This is a genomic window from Corynebacterium sp. HMSC066C02, from assembly GCF_001814945.1.
In the GTDB taxonomy this organism is placed as follows: Bacteria; Actinomycetota; Actinomycetes; order Mycobacteriales; family Mycobacteriaceae; genus Corynebacterium; species Corynebacterium aurimucosum.
The window spans coordinates 92,806-108,323 of the sequence record NZ_KV818476.1 but is presented as its reverse complement, the minus strand read 5'-3'; the positions used below and the strand labels follow the sequence as shown (position 1 = coordinate 108,323).

Annotated in this window: 12 protein-coding genes, 1 tRNA gene and 1 pseudogene; 10 read left to right on the top strand and 4 right to left on the bottom strand. The window is 54.9% G+C overall.

Annotated elements, in window-relative coordinates:
* The first annotated feature begins 402 nt into the window (after positions 1-402).
* The 3 genes and pseudogenes from HMPREF2996_RS11675 (at position 403) to HMPREF2996_RS11660 (ending at position 4,382) form a co-directional block, all read left to right on the top strand.
* A complete protein-coding gene (locus HMPREF2996_RS11675; protein WP_141750578.1) occupies positions 403-1,596 on the top strand; it encodes an ATP-binding protein in 1,194 nt (397 codons plus the stop codon).
* Positions 1,593-2,906: a DUF6414 family protein gene (locus tag HMPREF2996_RS11670; protein WP_070645068.1), complete on the top strand. Its 1,314-nt coding sequence runs from the start codon at positions 1,593-1,595 to the stop codon at positions 2,904-2,906. The genes HMPREF2996_RS11675 and HMPREF2996_RS11670 overlap by 4 nt, the downstream gene beginning before the upstream one ends.
* A 258-nt stretch (positions 2,907-3,164) precedes the next feature.
* A pseudogene (locus HMPREF2996_RS11660) lies at positions 3,165-4,382 on the top strand (IS3 family transposase).
* 525 nt (positions 4,383-4,907) lie between these two features.
* Here the strand turns inward: HMPREF2996_RS11660 and HMPREF2996_RS12695 are convergent.
* Positions 4,908-5,822 (bottom strand): hypothetical protein, encoded by a 915-nt coding sequence (locus HMPREF2996_RS12695; RefSeq protein WP_141757488.1) that lies wholly within the window; start codon positions 5,820-5,822, stop codon positions 4,908-4,910.
* A gap of 233 nt (positions 5,823-6,055) precedes the next feature.
* On the opposite strand from HMPREF2996_RS12695, the gene HMPREF2996_RS12565 reads away from it, so the two are divergent.
* Positions 6,056-6,781 carry a hypothetical protein gene (locus tag HMPREF2996_RS12565; RefSeq protein ID WP_246823038.1) on the top strand — a complete coding sequence of 242 codons (726 nt, stop codon included), beginning with the start codon at positions 6,056-6,058 and terminating at the stop codon, positions 6,779-6,781.
* A gap of 270 nt (positions 6,782-7,051) precedes the next feature.
* Here HMPREF2996_RS12565 and HMPREF2996_RS11655 read toward each other — a convergent pair whose 3' ends face one another.
* The 3 genes from HMPREF2996_RS11655 to HMPREF2996_RS11645 all read right to left on the bottom strand — a co-directional run bounded on the left by HMPREF2996_RS11655 (position 7,052) and on the right by HMPREF2996_RS11645 (position 8,488).
* Entirely contained in the window at positions 7,052-7,282 is a 231-nt protein-coding gene (locus HMPREF2996_RS11655) for a hypothetical protein (RefSeq protein ID WP_070731439.1), read from the bottom strand.
* 631 nt (positions 7,283-7,913) lie between these two features.
* The gene (locus HMPREF2996_RS12690; protein ID WP_141757487.1) at positions 7,914-8,141 is read right to left on the bottom strand and encodes a hypothetical protein; all 228 of its coding nucleotides are present in this window, start codon (positions 8,139-8,141) and stop codon (positions 7,914-7,916) included.
* A gap of 262 nt (positions 8,142-8,403) precedes the next feature.
* Positions 8,404-8,488, bottom strand: a tRNA-Leu gene (locus tag HMPREF2996_RS11645).
* 190 nt (positions 8,489-8,678) lie between these two features.
* On the opposite strand from HMPREF2996_RS11645, the gene HMPREF2996_RS11640 reads away from it, so the two are divergent.
* Genes HMPREF2996_RS11640 through HMPREF2996_RS11615 form a run of 6 tightly spaced genes read left to right on the top strand, consistent with a single transcriptional unit; the run spans position 8,679 to position 15,515 of the window.
* The gene (locus HMPREF2996_RS11640) at positions 8,679-9,503 is read left to right on the top strand and encodes a DUF3662 and FHA domain-containing protein (protein WP_010188192.1); all 825 of its coding nucleotides are present in this window, start codon (positions 8,679-8,681) and stop codon (positions 9,501-9,503) included.
* A 45-nt stretch (positions 9,504-9,548) separates the two neighbouring features.
* On the top strand, positions 9,549-10,001 hold the full coding sequence (locus tag HMPREF2996_RS11635) for an FHA domain-containing protein FhaB/FipA (RefSeq protein WP_070731437.1): 453 nt from the start codon (positions 9,549-9,551) through the stop codon (positions 9,999-10,001).
* Positions 9,998-11,323: a PP2C family protein-serine/threonine phosphatase gene (locus HMPREF2996_RS11630; RefSeq protein WP_070731436.1), complete on the top strand. Its 1,326-nt coding sequence runs from the start codon at positions 9,998-10,000 to the stop codon at positions 11,321-11,323. The genes HMPREF2996_RS11635 and HMPREF2996_RS11630 overlap by 4 nt, the downstream gene beginning before the upstream one ends.
* On the top strand, positions 11,324-12,676 hold the full coding sequence (locus HMPREF2996_RS11625; protein ID WP_070731435.1) for an FtsW/RodA/SpoVE family cell cycle protein: 1,353 nt from the start codon (positions 11,324-11,326) through the stop codon (positions 12,674-12,676). It begins immediately after the preceding gene.
* On the top strand, positions 12,673-14,103 hold the full coding sequence (locus HMPREF2996_RS11620; protein ID WP_070731434.1) for a penicillin-binding transpeptidase domain-containing protein: 1,431 nt from the start codon (positions 12,673-12,675) through the stop codon (positions 14,101-14,103). The genes HMPREF2996_RS11625 and HMPREF2996_RS11620 overlap by 4 nt, the downstream gene beginning before the upstream one ends.
* Positions 14,103-15,515 carry a serine/threonine-protein kinase gene (locus HMPREF2996_RS11615; RefSeq protein ID WP_070523245.1) on the top strand — a complete coding sequence of 471 codons (1,413 nt, stop codon included), beginning with the start codon at positions 14,103-14,105 and terminating at the stop codon, positions 15,513-15,515. The genes HMPREF2996_RS11620 and HMPREF2996_RS11615 overlap by 1 nt, the downstream gene beginning before the upstream one ends.
* Positions 15,516-15,518: the final 3 nt, after the last annotated feature.

Here is a 15,518-nt window from a genome sequence, read left to right as displayed (position 1 = left end):
TTCGCTGCTCTCCGCCCAACTTTGCAACAGAACTAAACAATCACTCAACGACCTGCGCATTTGCTCAAACTTTCACCACACAGCGATCCCAGTCAGAATTCGAGTATCGGCCCGCGATCTATCCAGACGGCAACCCGCCGTCAGAGAATCAAATCCGCAACCAATGCTTCATTCATCGCCACCTCAAATGTTTGGCACACAAAATTACAGCAACACGTCGAATCGGAATCCTAAGCATCCTGCGGATGCAAATGACTAAAGGAATCGCGTGCTTCCTGTTAAACGATGCGGATATACTGAGACGCTAATAAATCTCAACCTATAGAGTGAAGCCCACTCAGGCCGTAAACATCCATCAACCTCGCATGTAATGCCGCGGGAGCAATCGGAAGAAGCGAATCATTGGACGAACCGTTAACAACACTCACGGTTAAGCTCGATCACTTCACACCCCAAGGAACGCCGATGGTGCGTTTACCAAATGGGCTGCTTTTAGCCGGGGATCAAGAGATCAAGACATTGAGCCCTAAGGTAGGCGACATCCTCGTGTATTCCTCGGGCTGGGAAATCGCATCCGACGAGAGCTGGGAAGTTAAGGCCCAAATTGGGGTTATCGAACAAAAGTCCGGCCCCGACGAAATTCTTATAAAGACTCCAGACGGGTATTCCCACAAGTTGGTGCATAGAAATGCTCGATGGAGTCTGGGAGATTACGCCCTCTTCAATGAGAGTTCTTCGATTTTGAGAGTCATCCCACAAGAAGCAGCGCGAAAAAGCACTATCGAGGATGAAGCCAGTGCCTCGAAGTTTCGTATTGACCTAGACCCTGAGAGATTTCAGTGGGACTATTTTGTCGGCTCGCACGAGATACTGACCGACGCAAAACAAATAGTAGAGTTGTACACCACGCTGGAGGGACGAGAGTTAATCTCACAGATGAAGGTTGATCCTGTACACGGGATCCTTTTCGCAGGTCCACCGGGAACTGGGAAGACCTTTTTAGCTCAAATAATGGCAGCCCAGTCTGGGTCCGCCTTCTATTTGGTTACAACCGCGTCTCTAGGTGGTCAGCTAGTCGGGCAAAGTGAAGAACGACTTGAAGCAATATACGAGGACGCTGCTAAACAAGAAATGTCAATCATTTTTGTTGATGAGATTGATGTTTTAACTAAAGACCGTTCGAATGCGTATGAAAACGGTTCCCGTCTCGTTAATGTATTTCTCACGAACATGGACGGAGTAGGGGCACCTGAAAATGTCCTAACTATCGGGGCAACCAACCGTATTTCCGACATTGACCGCGCACTGCGCCGACCCGGGAGGTTTGACCGCGAAGTATATTTTCGTCTACCGAATCAAATGGACCGTCTTGAGATTCTAAAGTCTCGCACGCCAACGCTAGCTAGCAATATTGATTTCGATAAGATTTCGTCACAAACCGAAGGATGGACTGCCGCAGAACTACGGTCGATTCTCCAGTACTCAGGAGAGTTAGCTGTCATCGAAGGTCGTTCAAGAATATATAATGATCACTTTCTTTTGGGATTTGAAAAAGCGACTACCGCGCGAAATGCACGAAAAGGCGAAGAAAAGTGAATATTAAGAGTTGGTTCCGAAACTATAGGAAGAAGCAGGAAAGCTTCCGTCGCGCACGGATTCTAAGAAAAATCGAGCGGCTTTCCCGTAAAGCGGCGCCGCTGGGTGACATAAGACAGTTCCTCTATCTCGATGAGTTGGCTCTTCGTAGCTTGTATATCTCCCGGTTCGGTCCTGAGGATGCCAAAACGACCCTTACTCAGACGAAAACAAAGGACTTAGGATTAACACTCGGAGGCGGTGCGTCCATTTCTCACCTCAATGATAGGGCCTCGAATGGCACATCATCTATCAGCTTCCGATCTGGAAAAAGCAGAGCCCTACAGATCGAACAAGTCTCTTCAGAACAGTCTCTTTTCAGAGATTTTGTGTCGAGAGAATCCTATGCCGGAAAAGAAAGTCAGATCTGGGACGGCGTGCCGCAATCCAGCATTCAACGAGAGTTACTGCCTGGTGGACTACACCGCGGGCAACTAATTCAGGTCAGAATACGCCTAGAAGCCCATTCAATTTATGCCTATAGCACCATTGCTAGCGCGCTTGTCGAAACCTCGGCCAATACTCCAGCGCTTGGAATTTCCCAGGATGACACCTTTATCCAGGCCGCCCAACTAATTCAGCAAATGCTAATCGGCCAAATTCCAATAAACTCGGAGCTCGTTGATTGGGACTGGGACGAAGAAGCTAGCACACTCATCCGTCGATCTGATGGCAAGGCAAATAGTCCTATTCGTCTTGTCGGTCTTACCCAACTCGACAACTATTGGGGAGATGTTCGAGGCTTTCTTTTCGACCAATCCGAGTGCATTGCCCTGGTTCGAGTTAGCCAAGATACCCCCTCGACTAGCTGGTCTCCCCTCAAGCTCTTCGATGTTGCTAGGGGATTGCCTGGCTTAGAGGGCTTTGATGCAGAGGTTGCCGAGTTGAATTCCATATTAAGCGGCAAGCAGAAAGCAAAAGCACCAGTTTCAGATGCAGTAGGAAGAATCCTCCGCTACTACTTACAAATCAGAACCGACGATGAGGAACTCAAGGTTCAACTAGAACCACAAGTTAACGAGATAGCTCAAATGGTTACCGATAGTTCTCAACGTCAACTTAAAGATGCATTTGACCAAGTTGATGTTTTACTTTCGTCGCGGGGAAGCACAGAAACCAATCCCGATGAGATCGGAAGCTTGCGAAGCAAGGCGATTAGTTTAGAGCGAGGAGCCGGAGCTCCACTCAAAAGCGAGGAAAACGTCTTACACCCACCGAACGATGATTCAAATCGCTATTTGATAGGCGATATCATCGCTCTTTACTGGTAGAGACTATTTAGCCCGTAATGACTATTTCACCGTCATTCGCAAGAGAGGGATCGGACACTTTGCGTATGAGGACTACATCCCCAATCACGGCAGAGAGCGCGCACCGCGTTCCCGACACGTGAGAAAATCAATCCTTCTTCTACGGCGGAGCAACAGTCTTAAAAAATCGTCATCTACAAGAAACTGACAACACAATCCTGAGGTTACCCTCGTTTAGTGGACACCCTATTTGTACGGATCTTGTGTCCGTAGGAGAGGATGTTCATTGTGAGTCAACAGCGCAAGAAGTACACGCCTGAGTACCGGCGTGAGGCCGCGAACCTGGTTATCGAGTCAGAGCGACCGATCGCTCATGTGGCTAAGGAGATTGGCGTTTCTGCCGGGCTTTTAGGCCGGTGGGTCAAACTCGAGCGTGAACGCCGAGGAGCCTCAGATGGGATGAGCGAGGCTGATCTCCGAGCTGAGAATGCTCGTCTGCGCCGTGAGTTGGCAGAAGCGAAGATGGATAACGAGTTTTTGTCAAAAGCGACAGCCTTCTTCGCTTTGAGGCAACGCGAGCAGAAAAGTTCAAATTGATGCAGCCAGAGCAAGGCGAACTACAGCATCAAGCGCATGGCACGCCTATTATAAGTGTCTCGGTCTGGATATTACAAATGGGCCCATGCGCAGCAGAAACGGCTATCCGGAAAGGATGATCGGGCAGAATTTTACGATGATGTTGACCGTAAGATTCATCAGATTTGGAAAGACTCTGATGAGGTTTATGGTGCTCCGCGGATCACCGCAGAGCTTGCCGAGCGCTACCGCATTTCGCTTAACCGTAAGACTGTGGCTAAGCGGATGCGCATGATGGGCATTGAAGGGATTTCACCGCGTGCCTTTGTCCCGGTGACAACGATACAAGCCAAGCGTAAGTCAACTCTTCCTGACCTGGTCAAGCGCATGTTTGATACTGGTGAGCTCAACCGAGTGTGGATGTCAGATATTACCTATCTACGAACGAATGAGGGCTGGTTGTACTTGTGCGCGGTCCGCGATGGTCATTCCCGCAGGGTACTGGGCTGGGCTATGGATAGTGTTCAAGACACACACCTGGTTGAACGGGCCCTGCGGATGGCGCATACGCTGCGCGGTGATGTTCCTGATGGGCTGGTGTTTCACGCTGACCGTGGAACGCAATTTACCAGTGAGAAGCTCTGGGAGGTCTGCAGCAGACTGGGCATTGCTCAGTCTGTGGGGCGTACTGGTGTGTGCTTCGATAACGCGATGGCTGAGTCGTTCTGGTCGACGCTTAAAACCGAATTCTACGACCGTAAGCGATGGGCGACCCGTGATGCCGCGCGCAAGGCCGTTGCCTACTGGATTGAAGTCGTCTACAACCGCCGGCGCCGAAACTCCGCACTCGGGATGGTCAGCCCCGTCGACTTCGAGAACCACACCGGTTCAACCACCAGCAGAAAAGAAATAGCTGCCTAACCACTAGGTAGCTCCACTACGTGTCCACGATTTGCGGGCAACCCCAGAAAGTGCGCGGTGGTTGATCCGCATCAGACGGACAAGCTGGCTCGGTGGGCCGTCCGTGAGGGGTTTGAGTGCACGATGCATGGGCTTACGCATTCGGATGTGGCGATTCGGCGCAAGAATGTGAATGTGAGTTTGGAGGCGACGAGTCTATGCCCGGTGTCACCGGAAGCGTTGGAGGAGATGGTGACTAGGGCAGTGCGGTCAAGGCCGTAAGCAATACACAGCTCTCTTGCTTGTTTTGGCAGTAAGGTGTTCTAGGAGTACTCCTTCCTTTGAATCCACTGGTTGCAAATGTTGCTGTCTGTGGCGTGAATTGAACTGTTCGCTTGTTTAAGGTATTGTGGAGATCAAAGGAAGCTAGAGATAGAGACTCCAGCCGGTTCATGTCCGGGAGCTTTCACGGAAAAAGGAGATCTGGGTTCGATTCCCAGCCCCCTTACGGGGTGTAGCTTAACGGTAAAGCGCCCTTTTTCATATCTACCACTGGGCTCTAGTCCAGTGGCCTTCTTCGCGAGCAACTGTTTCCAGTTGTTTTAATCCTTTGGGGAAAAGTCTTTTCGTTAGCCGCTCGAGGCTTCTCTTCCATCCGTCGCTGTTCTTTTGTTTGCTTGTGGAGCGAACAAAGTGTTCTATAGATACTTTTGCGAAGTACTCTGCGGGCATGACTTCAATAAAGGATCTTTGAGCTAATCTTCCTAACTGTTTAATGACGCTGAATTCAGTGAAAATATGTTCCGCAGTGAGGGAGATTTTTCCGTCATTCCCCTGGATATCCTGAGGGGTTTTCCCTTGGTTTATTTTTTTCCAATGAGAAAGGGCGTCCTCACTGAGTGAATTCATATCATTTTGGATTGATGGGCTGACTCGTCCGCCACTGTGGGTGTTTGCGTTTCTTATTTTCCTGAGAAGATGGAAAATTTCTAGCATTGAAGATCGTGAGTCTACATCGCTGGTAGCTCTCCCTACGTACTCATCACAGGTGTGGAAAAAAATCTCATGGAGGTTGGAAGCGTTGAGCCTGTTAGTTGGCGCGCCTTCAGGATGAGAAAGGTCCAGTCCGTGATCCTGTAGAACCGTAATGGTTCTTTGGAGATGATCTTCTTGTAGAGATTGTGCATAAGGAATCGCTAGATTAGCTAGATGCCTTTCTGCATCTAAAAGGATGTTTCGTGCATCCTCTACGACAAGATTGAACCGCTCGACATGCGTTACTGCTGGAAACATTTCAGATAAGGGAACCTGTGACCCTTGGGAAAGCTGGAGGGCATTTGTTGCGAGCCGTGATCCTGCCAGAAGTCCGACTATCGCGTTATTGGCTTCAATTCGACGTTGATCAAACTCTGAGTATTCAGGGTAATGATATTTACCTATGGAAGGCTCACTTGAGTGCATAACTTTACACTACACGTAAGGAATAGGGTTGAAACTGGGCGATTTTAGCACTGAACTTGGAGTGAAGCATGGAAAGGTGTTCTAGTACGTTCGCATGCGGGTGTGACGAGAATCGCCACAAATGTGTTTCTAGTCACATTTAGCTGTTTCAACTTGCTATTGAGCAGAATGGGTGCTATCACCCCCATAACCTTGCCGTAAGATTGGAAAGTATTTCTACGAAAGGTTATGTCATGAATCTCTATACCAACCCTCTTACGTACACTGATGCGCGCAGAATCGTCGACGCACTTCCCCGCCCAAGAAGACAGACCTACTTAGACATCGCCAAAAAACATGCCGAGACTGAACAACGAATTATTATTTTGGCGGCTGAGTTGTACCTATGGAACGGATATCTCGCATCAGTTGTAGATAGAACGACAGGCGAAGTTGAAGTTTTGCTCCGAAATTTTATAGATCGGGCTTTAGCTCAATGGAACAGTAAATCACCACAAAATGGCTCCCCCGAATGGCTAACCAACCCCGAAGGAAAGCTGAAAGAGTTAGTTATCCCTTCCGAAGGTACGGCACTGAAAGAATACGCCCACACGCAAACAGTCGGAGGAATTCCAACACATGACGATTATGTGGCAGGACTAACCTTTGGAAACTGGGTCCACCTATTGCCAAAGAAACACGCTCGCGAAAATAATGCACGCGTGATTCTCTGGAATGAAGCGTTCGCTCCCCATCTAAATTCCCCAGATAGAGTAGATTTTCAACAACGCGTAATGGCGGTGAAGGATATCCGCAACCGCGCCACCCACAGACGTCCACTTATCAAAGACACTGACGCTGTCAGCAGAACGCACCAAGACTGCGTGACAATTGCCAAAGCTATAAACGAAGACCTAGGGATCTGGCTCCGAAACGAAAAATGGATCCCCCAGGCGCTTAAACAATCCCCATTGTTATAAAAAAGATGGCCCCCAGTTCAACTGAGGGCCAGAGCTTATTTGCCTTGCGGCTTGATGTTCACCAGGTTACACCTTTTCAAAAAAAATACAACTTAACTTAAAGCCCATAACCTATCATCCCCTGCAGCGTCGCAGATTAACTCTCAGAGACGACGATCATGAACGTGATTGTGCGACCGGTTGAACCTCCGAGAATGGCCAGCACTTCACTAAGAGAACGAACACCCACCCCGAAGGGTGGGTGTTGTCGCATTGCCACACAAGAACGCTTTACTTCAAAGCACTATGCAAATGGCCGAGCTCATCCGGCACATTACGCACAACTAACGCGACATCACGAATCTCCACATGGAAAGGGCGTTTCAATGCCACTAAGCCCGCTTCAATCTCCGCCAACGCACGCTCTCGCTCCTGATCAGTCAAATCACTACGACCAATCCCCAAGCTTGCCAAAAAATCGCCCGAATGCTCCTGGCGATCGTCAAAAACAACTTCCTTCATTAGTGCCCCTCACAATCACGCTAAATTAATACTTCCCCTCCAATGCTACCCGCGAGACAAAAACCGCAAGCGCCCCAATGGGGTACACCCTATAGTTACACAGGGTTGCGCCTGCGTCTTAGCCGTAACATTGAAGCTATCTGTCTCACGCGCGTCCAAAATTTCTATTGAGGTAATCAATCCGGCAGTCTCGTAGCTTTTAATGGCGTAGTTGATTCCCCCGATCTCACATTTGCCAAGAACCTGACCCGTAGTGTCCATTTTGAGAAATGAGATGTCTCGGTATCGGTATTCAGACAGAATATTTTCGTAATATGAAACAGGTACAGACCGCTGCAACGGTTCAGGGACCTCAAAAGTAAACTTCATTTTCTATGACTTCCTTAGAGAAGGGGACTCACAACACGAGATGCTATCTACCTGTTAGAACACGCTGGCAGAGTTTAAGCCAATATGATGAAAGCCACAGGGCAAGGAAGCCACCCCCTTCTCAACACAAAGAAAATGAGTCGCGTGCCGCTAGCAGTCTCCGGTACTCAGCTAAAGCCACCAGACACTCACCACTAATCCAAGAGCTATTGCTGCACTAGAAAGAGAGTTCCTAGGCGGTCACCACCGCACCTAGGGACTTTCACCGCAATTCTCCACGCTGCTTACGGAGTATATCTTGTGCTTTGCGCAGCGCAGTCTCGTTCGATTTCGTTGACTTGGAGGAAGCCTTCAGTGCGTCAAAGAACTCTTCTGATTCAGCCCATCGCGCCAATTCTTCATACGAAAATTCAGACGCTTCGTCTTTTCTATTTATAGCCACTTCACCTGTGCTTTCGTCGACAGACACATACACAATATGTTCAAACATGCTTCTTGGGTTAAGGGTTAAAAGAACCGAGTTAAGTAGCAAAATACTCCGTTGAGGGTTAAGGGACAGACTCTTTTGACCCTTAACCCTCTATTGACACCATCGAAAACAAAAGTTCGAAAGCCGAGAGCGGGAGTTAGGATGTAAATCCCCACACTTGCAATCCTCGACCGCTCAAGTTCAGAAAAACAAAGAAACCGGAGGTCACAAACCCTTTCGAGTTTGTGACCTCCGGTGTAGCAGTTTGTTGAACTGCTCAGCGTGCCCGGGGCGGGACTTGAACCCGCACGTCCTATAAGGACACTGGCACCTGAAGCCAGCGCGTCTGCCAATTCCGCCACCCGGGCAGGGTATTGATGTCTTGGTGACTAGCTAACCTTAGCACGCAGTCCAGCAGATTCTACAAATCCGCTGGCAAACCCGAACTTCCCAGGGAACTTTGCCGCGCGCGTCTACGTTAAGTCAAGGAAAGCACCCTATACTGATCGCTGCTATATCTCTCCCTGAAAACATCCCGAAAGGAGGACGGCTCTTCCTATGGCATTGCTAGATAAGCTCGCCAAGCTGGATTCTTCCCTGCAACGCGGACTGGACAACGGCATGGCCTTTGTCTTCGGCGGTAAGGTCGTCCCCGCTGAGATTGAGGAGCTTCTTAAGCAGGAGGCGCAGGACAATTTGTCCCGCGGTGACGACGGCAAGCTGTATAGCCCCAACGTCATGACCGTCGGCGTATCCTCCAAGGACATCGAGAACCTCTCCCAGGACCGGGGTGTTCCCAAGGATCTAGCTGATCAGCTCACCCGCTTCATCCGTAACAGTGGCTGGTCCCTCGCCGGGCCGGTCATCGTCCGCATCGCGGAGGAATCGGGGCTGCGGACTGGGCAGTTGCGCGTGTCCTCTTTTTTGGATCACGAGCCCACCGAAGAAACCGGATTCGATGCGATTTTCCACCACGACCATGGTCAGGAGGACTCTATGACCCAGCCGCACAACGCCGACGAGGCCGCAACCACCGCCTTCATGGCCCCCACCCCGAACGAGCCTGCACCGCAGGGCCCTGCGGTGACGCTCATGCTGCAGGACGGCTCCTCCCGCGTCTACCACGTGCAGGAAGGCTCCAACATCCTGGGCCGCAGCAACGACGCGGACCTGCGCCTGCCCGATACCGGTGTCTCCCGCCAGCACGCGGAAATCACCTGGAACGGCCAAGACGCCGTGCTGGTGGACCTGCAATCCACGAATGGCACCACCGTGAACGACACCCCGATTGAGAACTGGCTGCTTGCCGACGGTGACGTGATCACCCTCGGCCACTCCCACATCGAGGTGCGCATCACCGGCCTCGAGGGCCAAGGCTATTAAGCCACCCCCGGCAACGTTCACAGATTTTTAGCGTAAGGATTTTCCATGGATTCGATCGTGCTGCTCTCGCTGCGCATCGGCCTGCTGGTGTTATTGTGGCTGTTCATCTTGGTCGCACTCAACGCCATGCGTCGCGATGCCAATAAGGCCGCCGGCGTCTACCAGGCATCGGCCCCGATGAAGGGGGCCCAGAGGCGTCGCGAAGCGCCGCGTGAGATCACCATCGTGGACGGGCCGCTGCGCGGTTCCCACATGGAGCTAGGCACTCTTGAGGACTGTACGATGGGCCGCGCACAGGACTGTGACTTTGTCACTGGTGACGATTTCTCCTCCGGTCACCACGCCCGTTTGTTCCGCCGGGGCAGCGAGTGGTTCGTGGAGGACCTCGAATCCCGCAACGGCACCTTCGTTGGTGGCGTTCGCATTGACCAGCCAGAACGAGTCGGAGTCGGCTCCGATATCAAACTTGGCCGAACGACCGTGAGGTTGATGGCATGACTTTAAGCCTGACTTTTACTGCAGTGACGGACCGCGGACTGGTCCGCGAAAATAACGAGGATTCCGCCCACGCGGGCCCGCACCTGCTGATGTTGGCCGACGGCATGGGAGGCCACGCAGCCGGCGAGGTTGCTTCCACCACCATGGTGGAGCACATGGCCTCCCTCGAGCGCGATCCAGGCGATAATGACATGTTGGCCCTGCTCGGCGCGGCGGCGGAAGACGCCAATGCGGCGATCCGCGAGCACGTGGACGAGCACCCGGAGACCGAGGGCATGGGCACCACGCTGACCGCCCTGCTCTTTAACGGATCCGAATTCGGCGTGTGCCACGTGGGTGATTCCCGCGGCTACCGGCTGCGCGAGGGCAAGCTGACCCAAATCACCAAGGATGACACTTACGTGCAGTCCCTCGTCGATGAGGGCAAGCTCGATCCGGCAGATGTCTCCTCCCACCCGCAGAAGTCACTGATCCTCAAGGCCTATACCGGCCGGCCCGTGGAGCCGACGCTCTTTACGCTCGATGCTGAACCGGGCGACCGCCTCCTGCTGTGTTCGGACGGCCTGTCGGATCCGGTGACGGCCTCTACCATCGAGCAGGCTCTGAAGCAGGGCACGGTCGAAGAGGCCGCCACCACCCTGCGGGATCTAGCGCTGCGCTCCGGCGGTCCGGACAACGTCACCATCGTGGTGGCGGAGGTCGTGGACGGTGAGGGCGATGACGTAGCCCCAATCACCGTCGGTGCCGTCCAAGGCGTCGTCCCGGAACCAACGCACCCCGATTCTTCCGCGAGCCGCGCCGCGAAGCTTATCTCGCCCCCAAAAGCGCAAGCCGCTGAGGAGAAACCCCAGGAAGAACCACAGCGGCGGCCACAGCGAAGCCGGATTGGGTGGAAGGTCATTGCATGCCTGGTCATCATCATCGTGCTGGTCATCAGCGGCGGGCTCTGGATGAAGAATTACCTGAGCAATAACTACTACGTCACCGCGAACGAGGACGGTATCCTCACCATCCACGAAGGCGCGGACTATGAAGTGTTTGGCCGCCCGCTGCACCACACGTATCAAAATGCCTGCTTGAGCAAGGAGAACGCGCTCAAGCTGGGGCACGGCGCCTGCGACGGCGATTTCGCGCCCTTCACGCTGAAGGATTTGCCCGAATCCGAACGTGCCGCCGTGGGCAACCTGCCCTCCGGTTCTTATGACGAGGTACAGACGCAGCTTTCGCAGCTCTCGGACAAGGCGCTCAAGCCCTGTCCCACCTCGCCGAAAGACGGAAAAGATAAAGACGCGTCTAAAGGAAACTGCCGGGAGGTGAAGTAGATGAGTAAATTCTTCTCCCGTGGCACCGAATTCGGCCTGCTCGTGCTGGCTACCGTGGTCTTCGCCATCACCTTGGTCAGCCTTGAGCTCTCCCAGGGCAACGTGCTGACCCTCGATGTGCTCTACCTGATCGGTGGCTTCATCGGCGTCTTTGCCGTCGCTCACTTGGTGCTCTGTTTCCTGGCACCCTATGCGGATCAGCTCATGCTGCCCATCGTCGCGGTGCTCAACGGCACCGGGCTCATCTTATTGCAGCGCCTCGACCTGGCGAATGGCGGCGGGCTGGCAGTGCGGCAGGTGATGTGGACCATCGTGGGCCTCATCCTCTTCGCGCTGGTGCTGGTCCTCCTGCGTGATCACCGCTCGCTCACCCGATACTCCTATATCTTGGGCGCGCTCGGCCTCATCCTCCTCGCGTTACCCCTCGTGTGGCCGCAACCGCCAGGCGTGGACGCCCGCATTTGGCTATGGCTCGGGCCCTTTTCCATCCAGCCGGGTGAGTTTTCCAAGATCCTGTTGATCCTGTTCTTCGCCATGCTGCTGACCCAGAAGCGTTCGCTGTTTACGGTGGCTGGCTACAAGTTCCTTGGCATTTCGTTGCCGCGCCTGCGAGATCTCGCTCCCATCCTGGTGATCTGGGGTATTGCCATTGTCATCATGGGCATTTCCAATGACTTCGGCCCGGCCCTGCTGCTGTTTAGCACCGTGCTCGGCATGCTCTTCATGGCTACCAACCGCGTGAGCTGGCTGCTCATTGGCGTCATCCTCGTGGGCGTCGGTGGCTTCGGCATCTACCAGGTATCGGAGAAGATCCAACAGCGCTTCTCCAACTTCCTGGATCCGCTGGCTAATTATGATTCCACCGGCTACCAGCTCTCCCAGGCGCTCTTCGGCATGTCCTCCGGCGGCATCACCGGCACTGGCTTAGGCCAGGGGCATCCGGACATGGTTCCGGTGGCGCACTCGGACTTCATCCTGGCTAGCATCGGTGAAGAGTTCGGTCTCATTGGCCTTACTGCGGTACTTGTCCTGTTTGCCATGCTCGTCTCCCGCGGCTTCCGCACCGCGCTGACCTGCCGTGATACCTATGGCAAGCTGGTTTCCTCAGGCCTCTCGCTCACCTTGGCTGTGCAGGTTTTCGTCGTCACCGGCGGTATCTCCGCGCTGCTGCCCATGACGGGCTTGACCACGCCGTTCATGTCTGCGGGTGGTTCCTCTCTCATGGCTAACTACATGCTGCTGGCTATTGTGCTGCGTATCTCGAACGCGGCCCGCCGCCCGGCGCGTGAGCTGAGCTCAAACGCACCCACTGACACGTCCATGTTTCCTGCCGTACAGGAGGCAAGCCGATGAACCGATCGATCCGCCTCGTGGCCCTCTTTTCTCTGATTCTTACCGCCATACTCCTCGTGAACCTCACGGTAGTGCAGGCGTTTTCCACCGATAAATACGCCCATAACCCCAAGAACGTTCGCGGCTACCTAGAAATGCGCACTACCCCGCGCGGCCAGATCTTCGCCGGCGATACGGTCTTGGCGCAGTCCACCGCGGATGAGAACGGCAATTACTCGCGTTCCTACCCCACTGATTCCCCAGCCTTTGCCGATGTCACCGGTTACCTCTCGGAGCGCTTCGGCGCCTCCCAGCTGGAGGCCTCGCAGAATGACATCCTCAACGGCAAGGACGACTCGCTGTTGGCACACAACTGGCTCGATATGCTCTCCGGCAAGCCGCAGAAGGGTGCCAACGTGGAGGTCACCATCGACCCAGCGCTGCAGCAGGCAACCTACGACCAGCTGGCCGGCCCAGGCTACAAAGGCGCGGCCGTAGCCATCCAGCCCTCAACGGGCAAGATTCTGGCCATGGCCTCCACGCCCAGCTTCAACGTCTCCGACCTCGTCGGGGACAACGCGGCCGAAACGTGGGATCAGCTGCAGAATCAAGAGGGCAATCCGCTCATCAACCATGCCACGCAAGACACCCTGCCCCCCGGGTCCATTTTTAAGATCATCACCACGGCCGCTGGCCTCAACAACGGCTTTAACCCGGACTCTACGCTGACCGGCGCGGCGTCCATCACGCTGCCGGATACGGTCACGGAGCTGACCAACGACGGCAACCGAGCCTGCGGCGGCGCGGAGAGCGTCACCCTACATACGGCCTTCGCGCTGTCCTGCAACACGGCTTTTGCGCAGATGTCGGAGAGCATCGGCGCCGATGAGCTGCGTAAATATGCGGAGGGCTTCGGCGTGGGTGAGAAGTACTCGCTCGGTGTGGAGACTTCCGCTGGTGCGCTGGGCGATCTTGGCGACGGCGCCCAAGTCGCCCAATCCACGATCGGCCAGCGCGACGTGACCATGTCCGCCCTGCAGGCGGCCATCATGGCCGGGACCATCGCTAACCAGGGCAAGCGCATGGAGCCCTACCTCATTAACCGCATCACCGATGCCCAGATGAATGAGCTTCGCACGACTCAACCACGTCAGGCAGCCGAAGCTGTCAGTGAAGAGACGGCCAACACCATCAAGGACCTCATGTTTGCCTCCGAGCACAGCACCTATGGCTATGACGGGAACGGTTTTGCCTCGAAGACCGGTACCGCCGAGCACGGCGAGGGCCTTGCCCCGCACGCGTGGTACGTGGCTTTCGACCCGGACAAGGACATCGCGGTGGGCGTCGTGGTCAAGGACGGCGGGCACCTTGGCCAGAATGCCTACGGCGGCCAGGTCTCCGCGCCCATCGGCCGCGCCATCCTGCGCGCATACGGAGGACAGCAATAGTGAGTAGTGCAGATAACAAGGAACACCTCCAAGCGCTGATCGGTGAGGACTATCAGCTGCAGTGGATCGTCGGCCACGGTGGCATGTCCACGGTGTGGCTGGCGGACGACGTCCGCAATGACCGCGAGGTCGCCCTCAAGGTCCTGCGCCCAGAGTTCTCCGATAACAACGAGTTCCTCTCGCGCTTCCGCAACGAGGCCAAGGCCGCAGAATCCATCGATTCCGAAAACGTCGTAGCTACGTACGACTACCGGGAGCTTGAGGACAACGGCCGCATCTTCTGCTACATGGCCTTGGAATACATTCGCGGAGAATCCCTGGCGGATCTCTTAGCCCGCGAAGGTGCACTGCCGGAAACGCTGGCCCTCGACGTCATGGAGCAGGCCTCCCACGGCCTCTCCGTGATCCACCACATGGGCCTCGTGCACCGCGATATCAAGCCCGGCAACCTCATGATTACCCAAAATGGGCAGGTCAAGATCACCGATTTTGGTATCGCCAAGGCCGCTGCCGCAGTGCCGCTGACCCGCACGGGAATGGTCGTCGGCACCGCCCAATACGTCTCCCCCGAGCAGGCCCAGGGATATGAGGTTGGCCCGTCCTCCGACGTCTATTCACTCGGCGTCGTGGGCTATGAAATGCTGGCTGGTAAGCGCCCCTTCAGCGGCGATTCCTCAGTATCGGTGGCGCTGGCGCACATCAGTCAGGCGCCGGAGCCCTTGTCGACGTCGATTAGCGCGCCCACCCGTGAGCTGATCGGCATGGCCCTGCGCAAGGACCCGGGCACCCGCTTCGCCGACGGCAACGAGTTCACCAACGCGATTGCTGCCGTGCGCCAAGGCCAGCGCCCGCCGCAGCCGAAGTCCGCGGCACTCGCGCCTATCGCAGCCGAACCCTCGCCTTCCGCCTCCACGGAGATGCTGGCCAACATGGCGCACCCCACCACGGTGCGTCCGGCCGTTTCCACACCGCAGTCTGAAGAGCGCCCTGCCAAGCAGGGGGGCTTCGGCACTGGGCTGCTCATCGCCGTGGCCATCGCCGCCCTCGTGGCTATTGGCTTCATGGCCTATAGGCTGTGGGGCAACACCTCTCCAACTCCGCCGCCTCCGCCCACCGAGGTCATCGTGACCGAAACGGTAGAGCCAGAGACGACGGTGGAAGAGGAACCGGAAAGCCCCGAGACCGTCGAGATCACCACCGTGGAAGAGGAACCTACTCAAGTCACCGTCACAACGACGCACTCTGTCATCCCCTCCCCTTCCATGACCACACACCACACGACCCATGAGGAACTGCCCACCCTCCCCGTGGAGGAGACGCAGCCACAGGTCAATGACAGCCCAACGCTCGAGCCCGAACTAGACTCACAGAACAACCCCACCGAAGAATCCGCACTACAGGGAGGCCAGTAACCC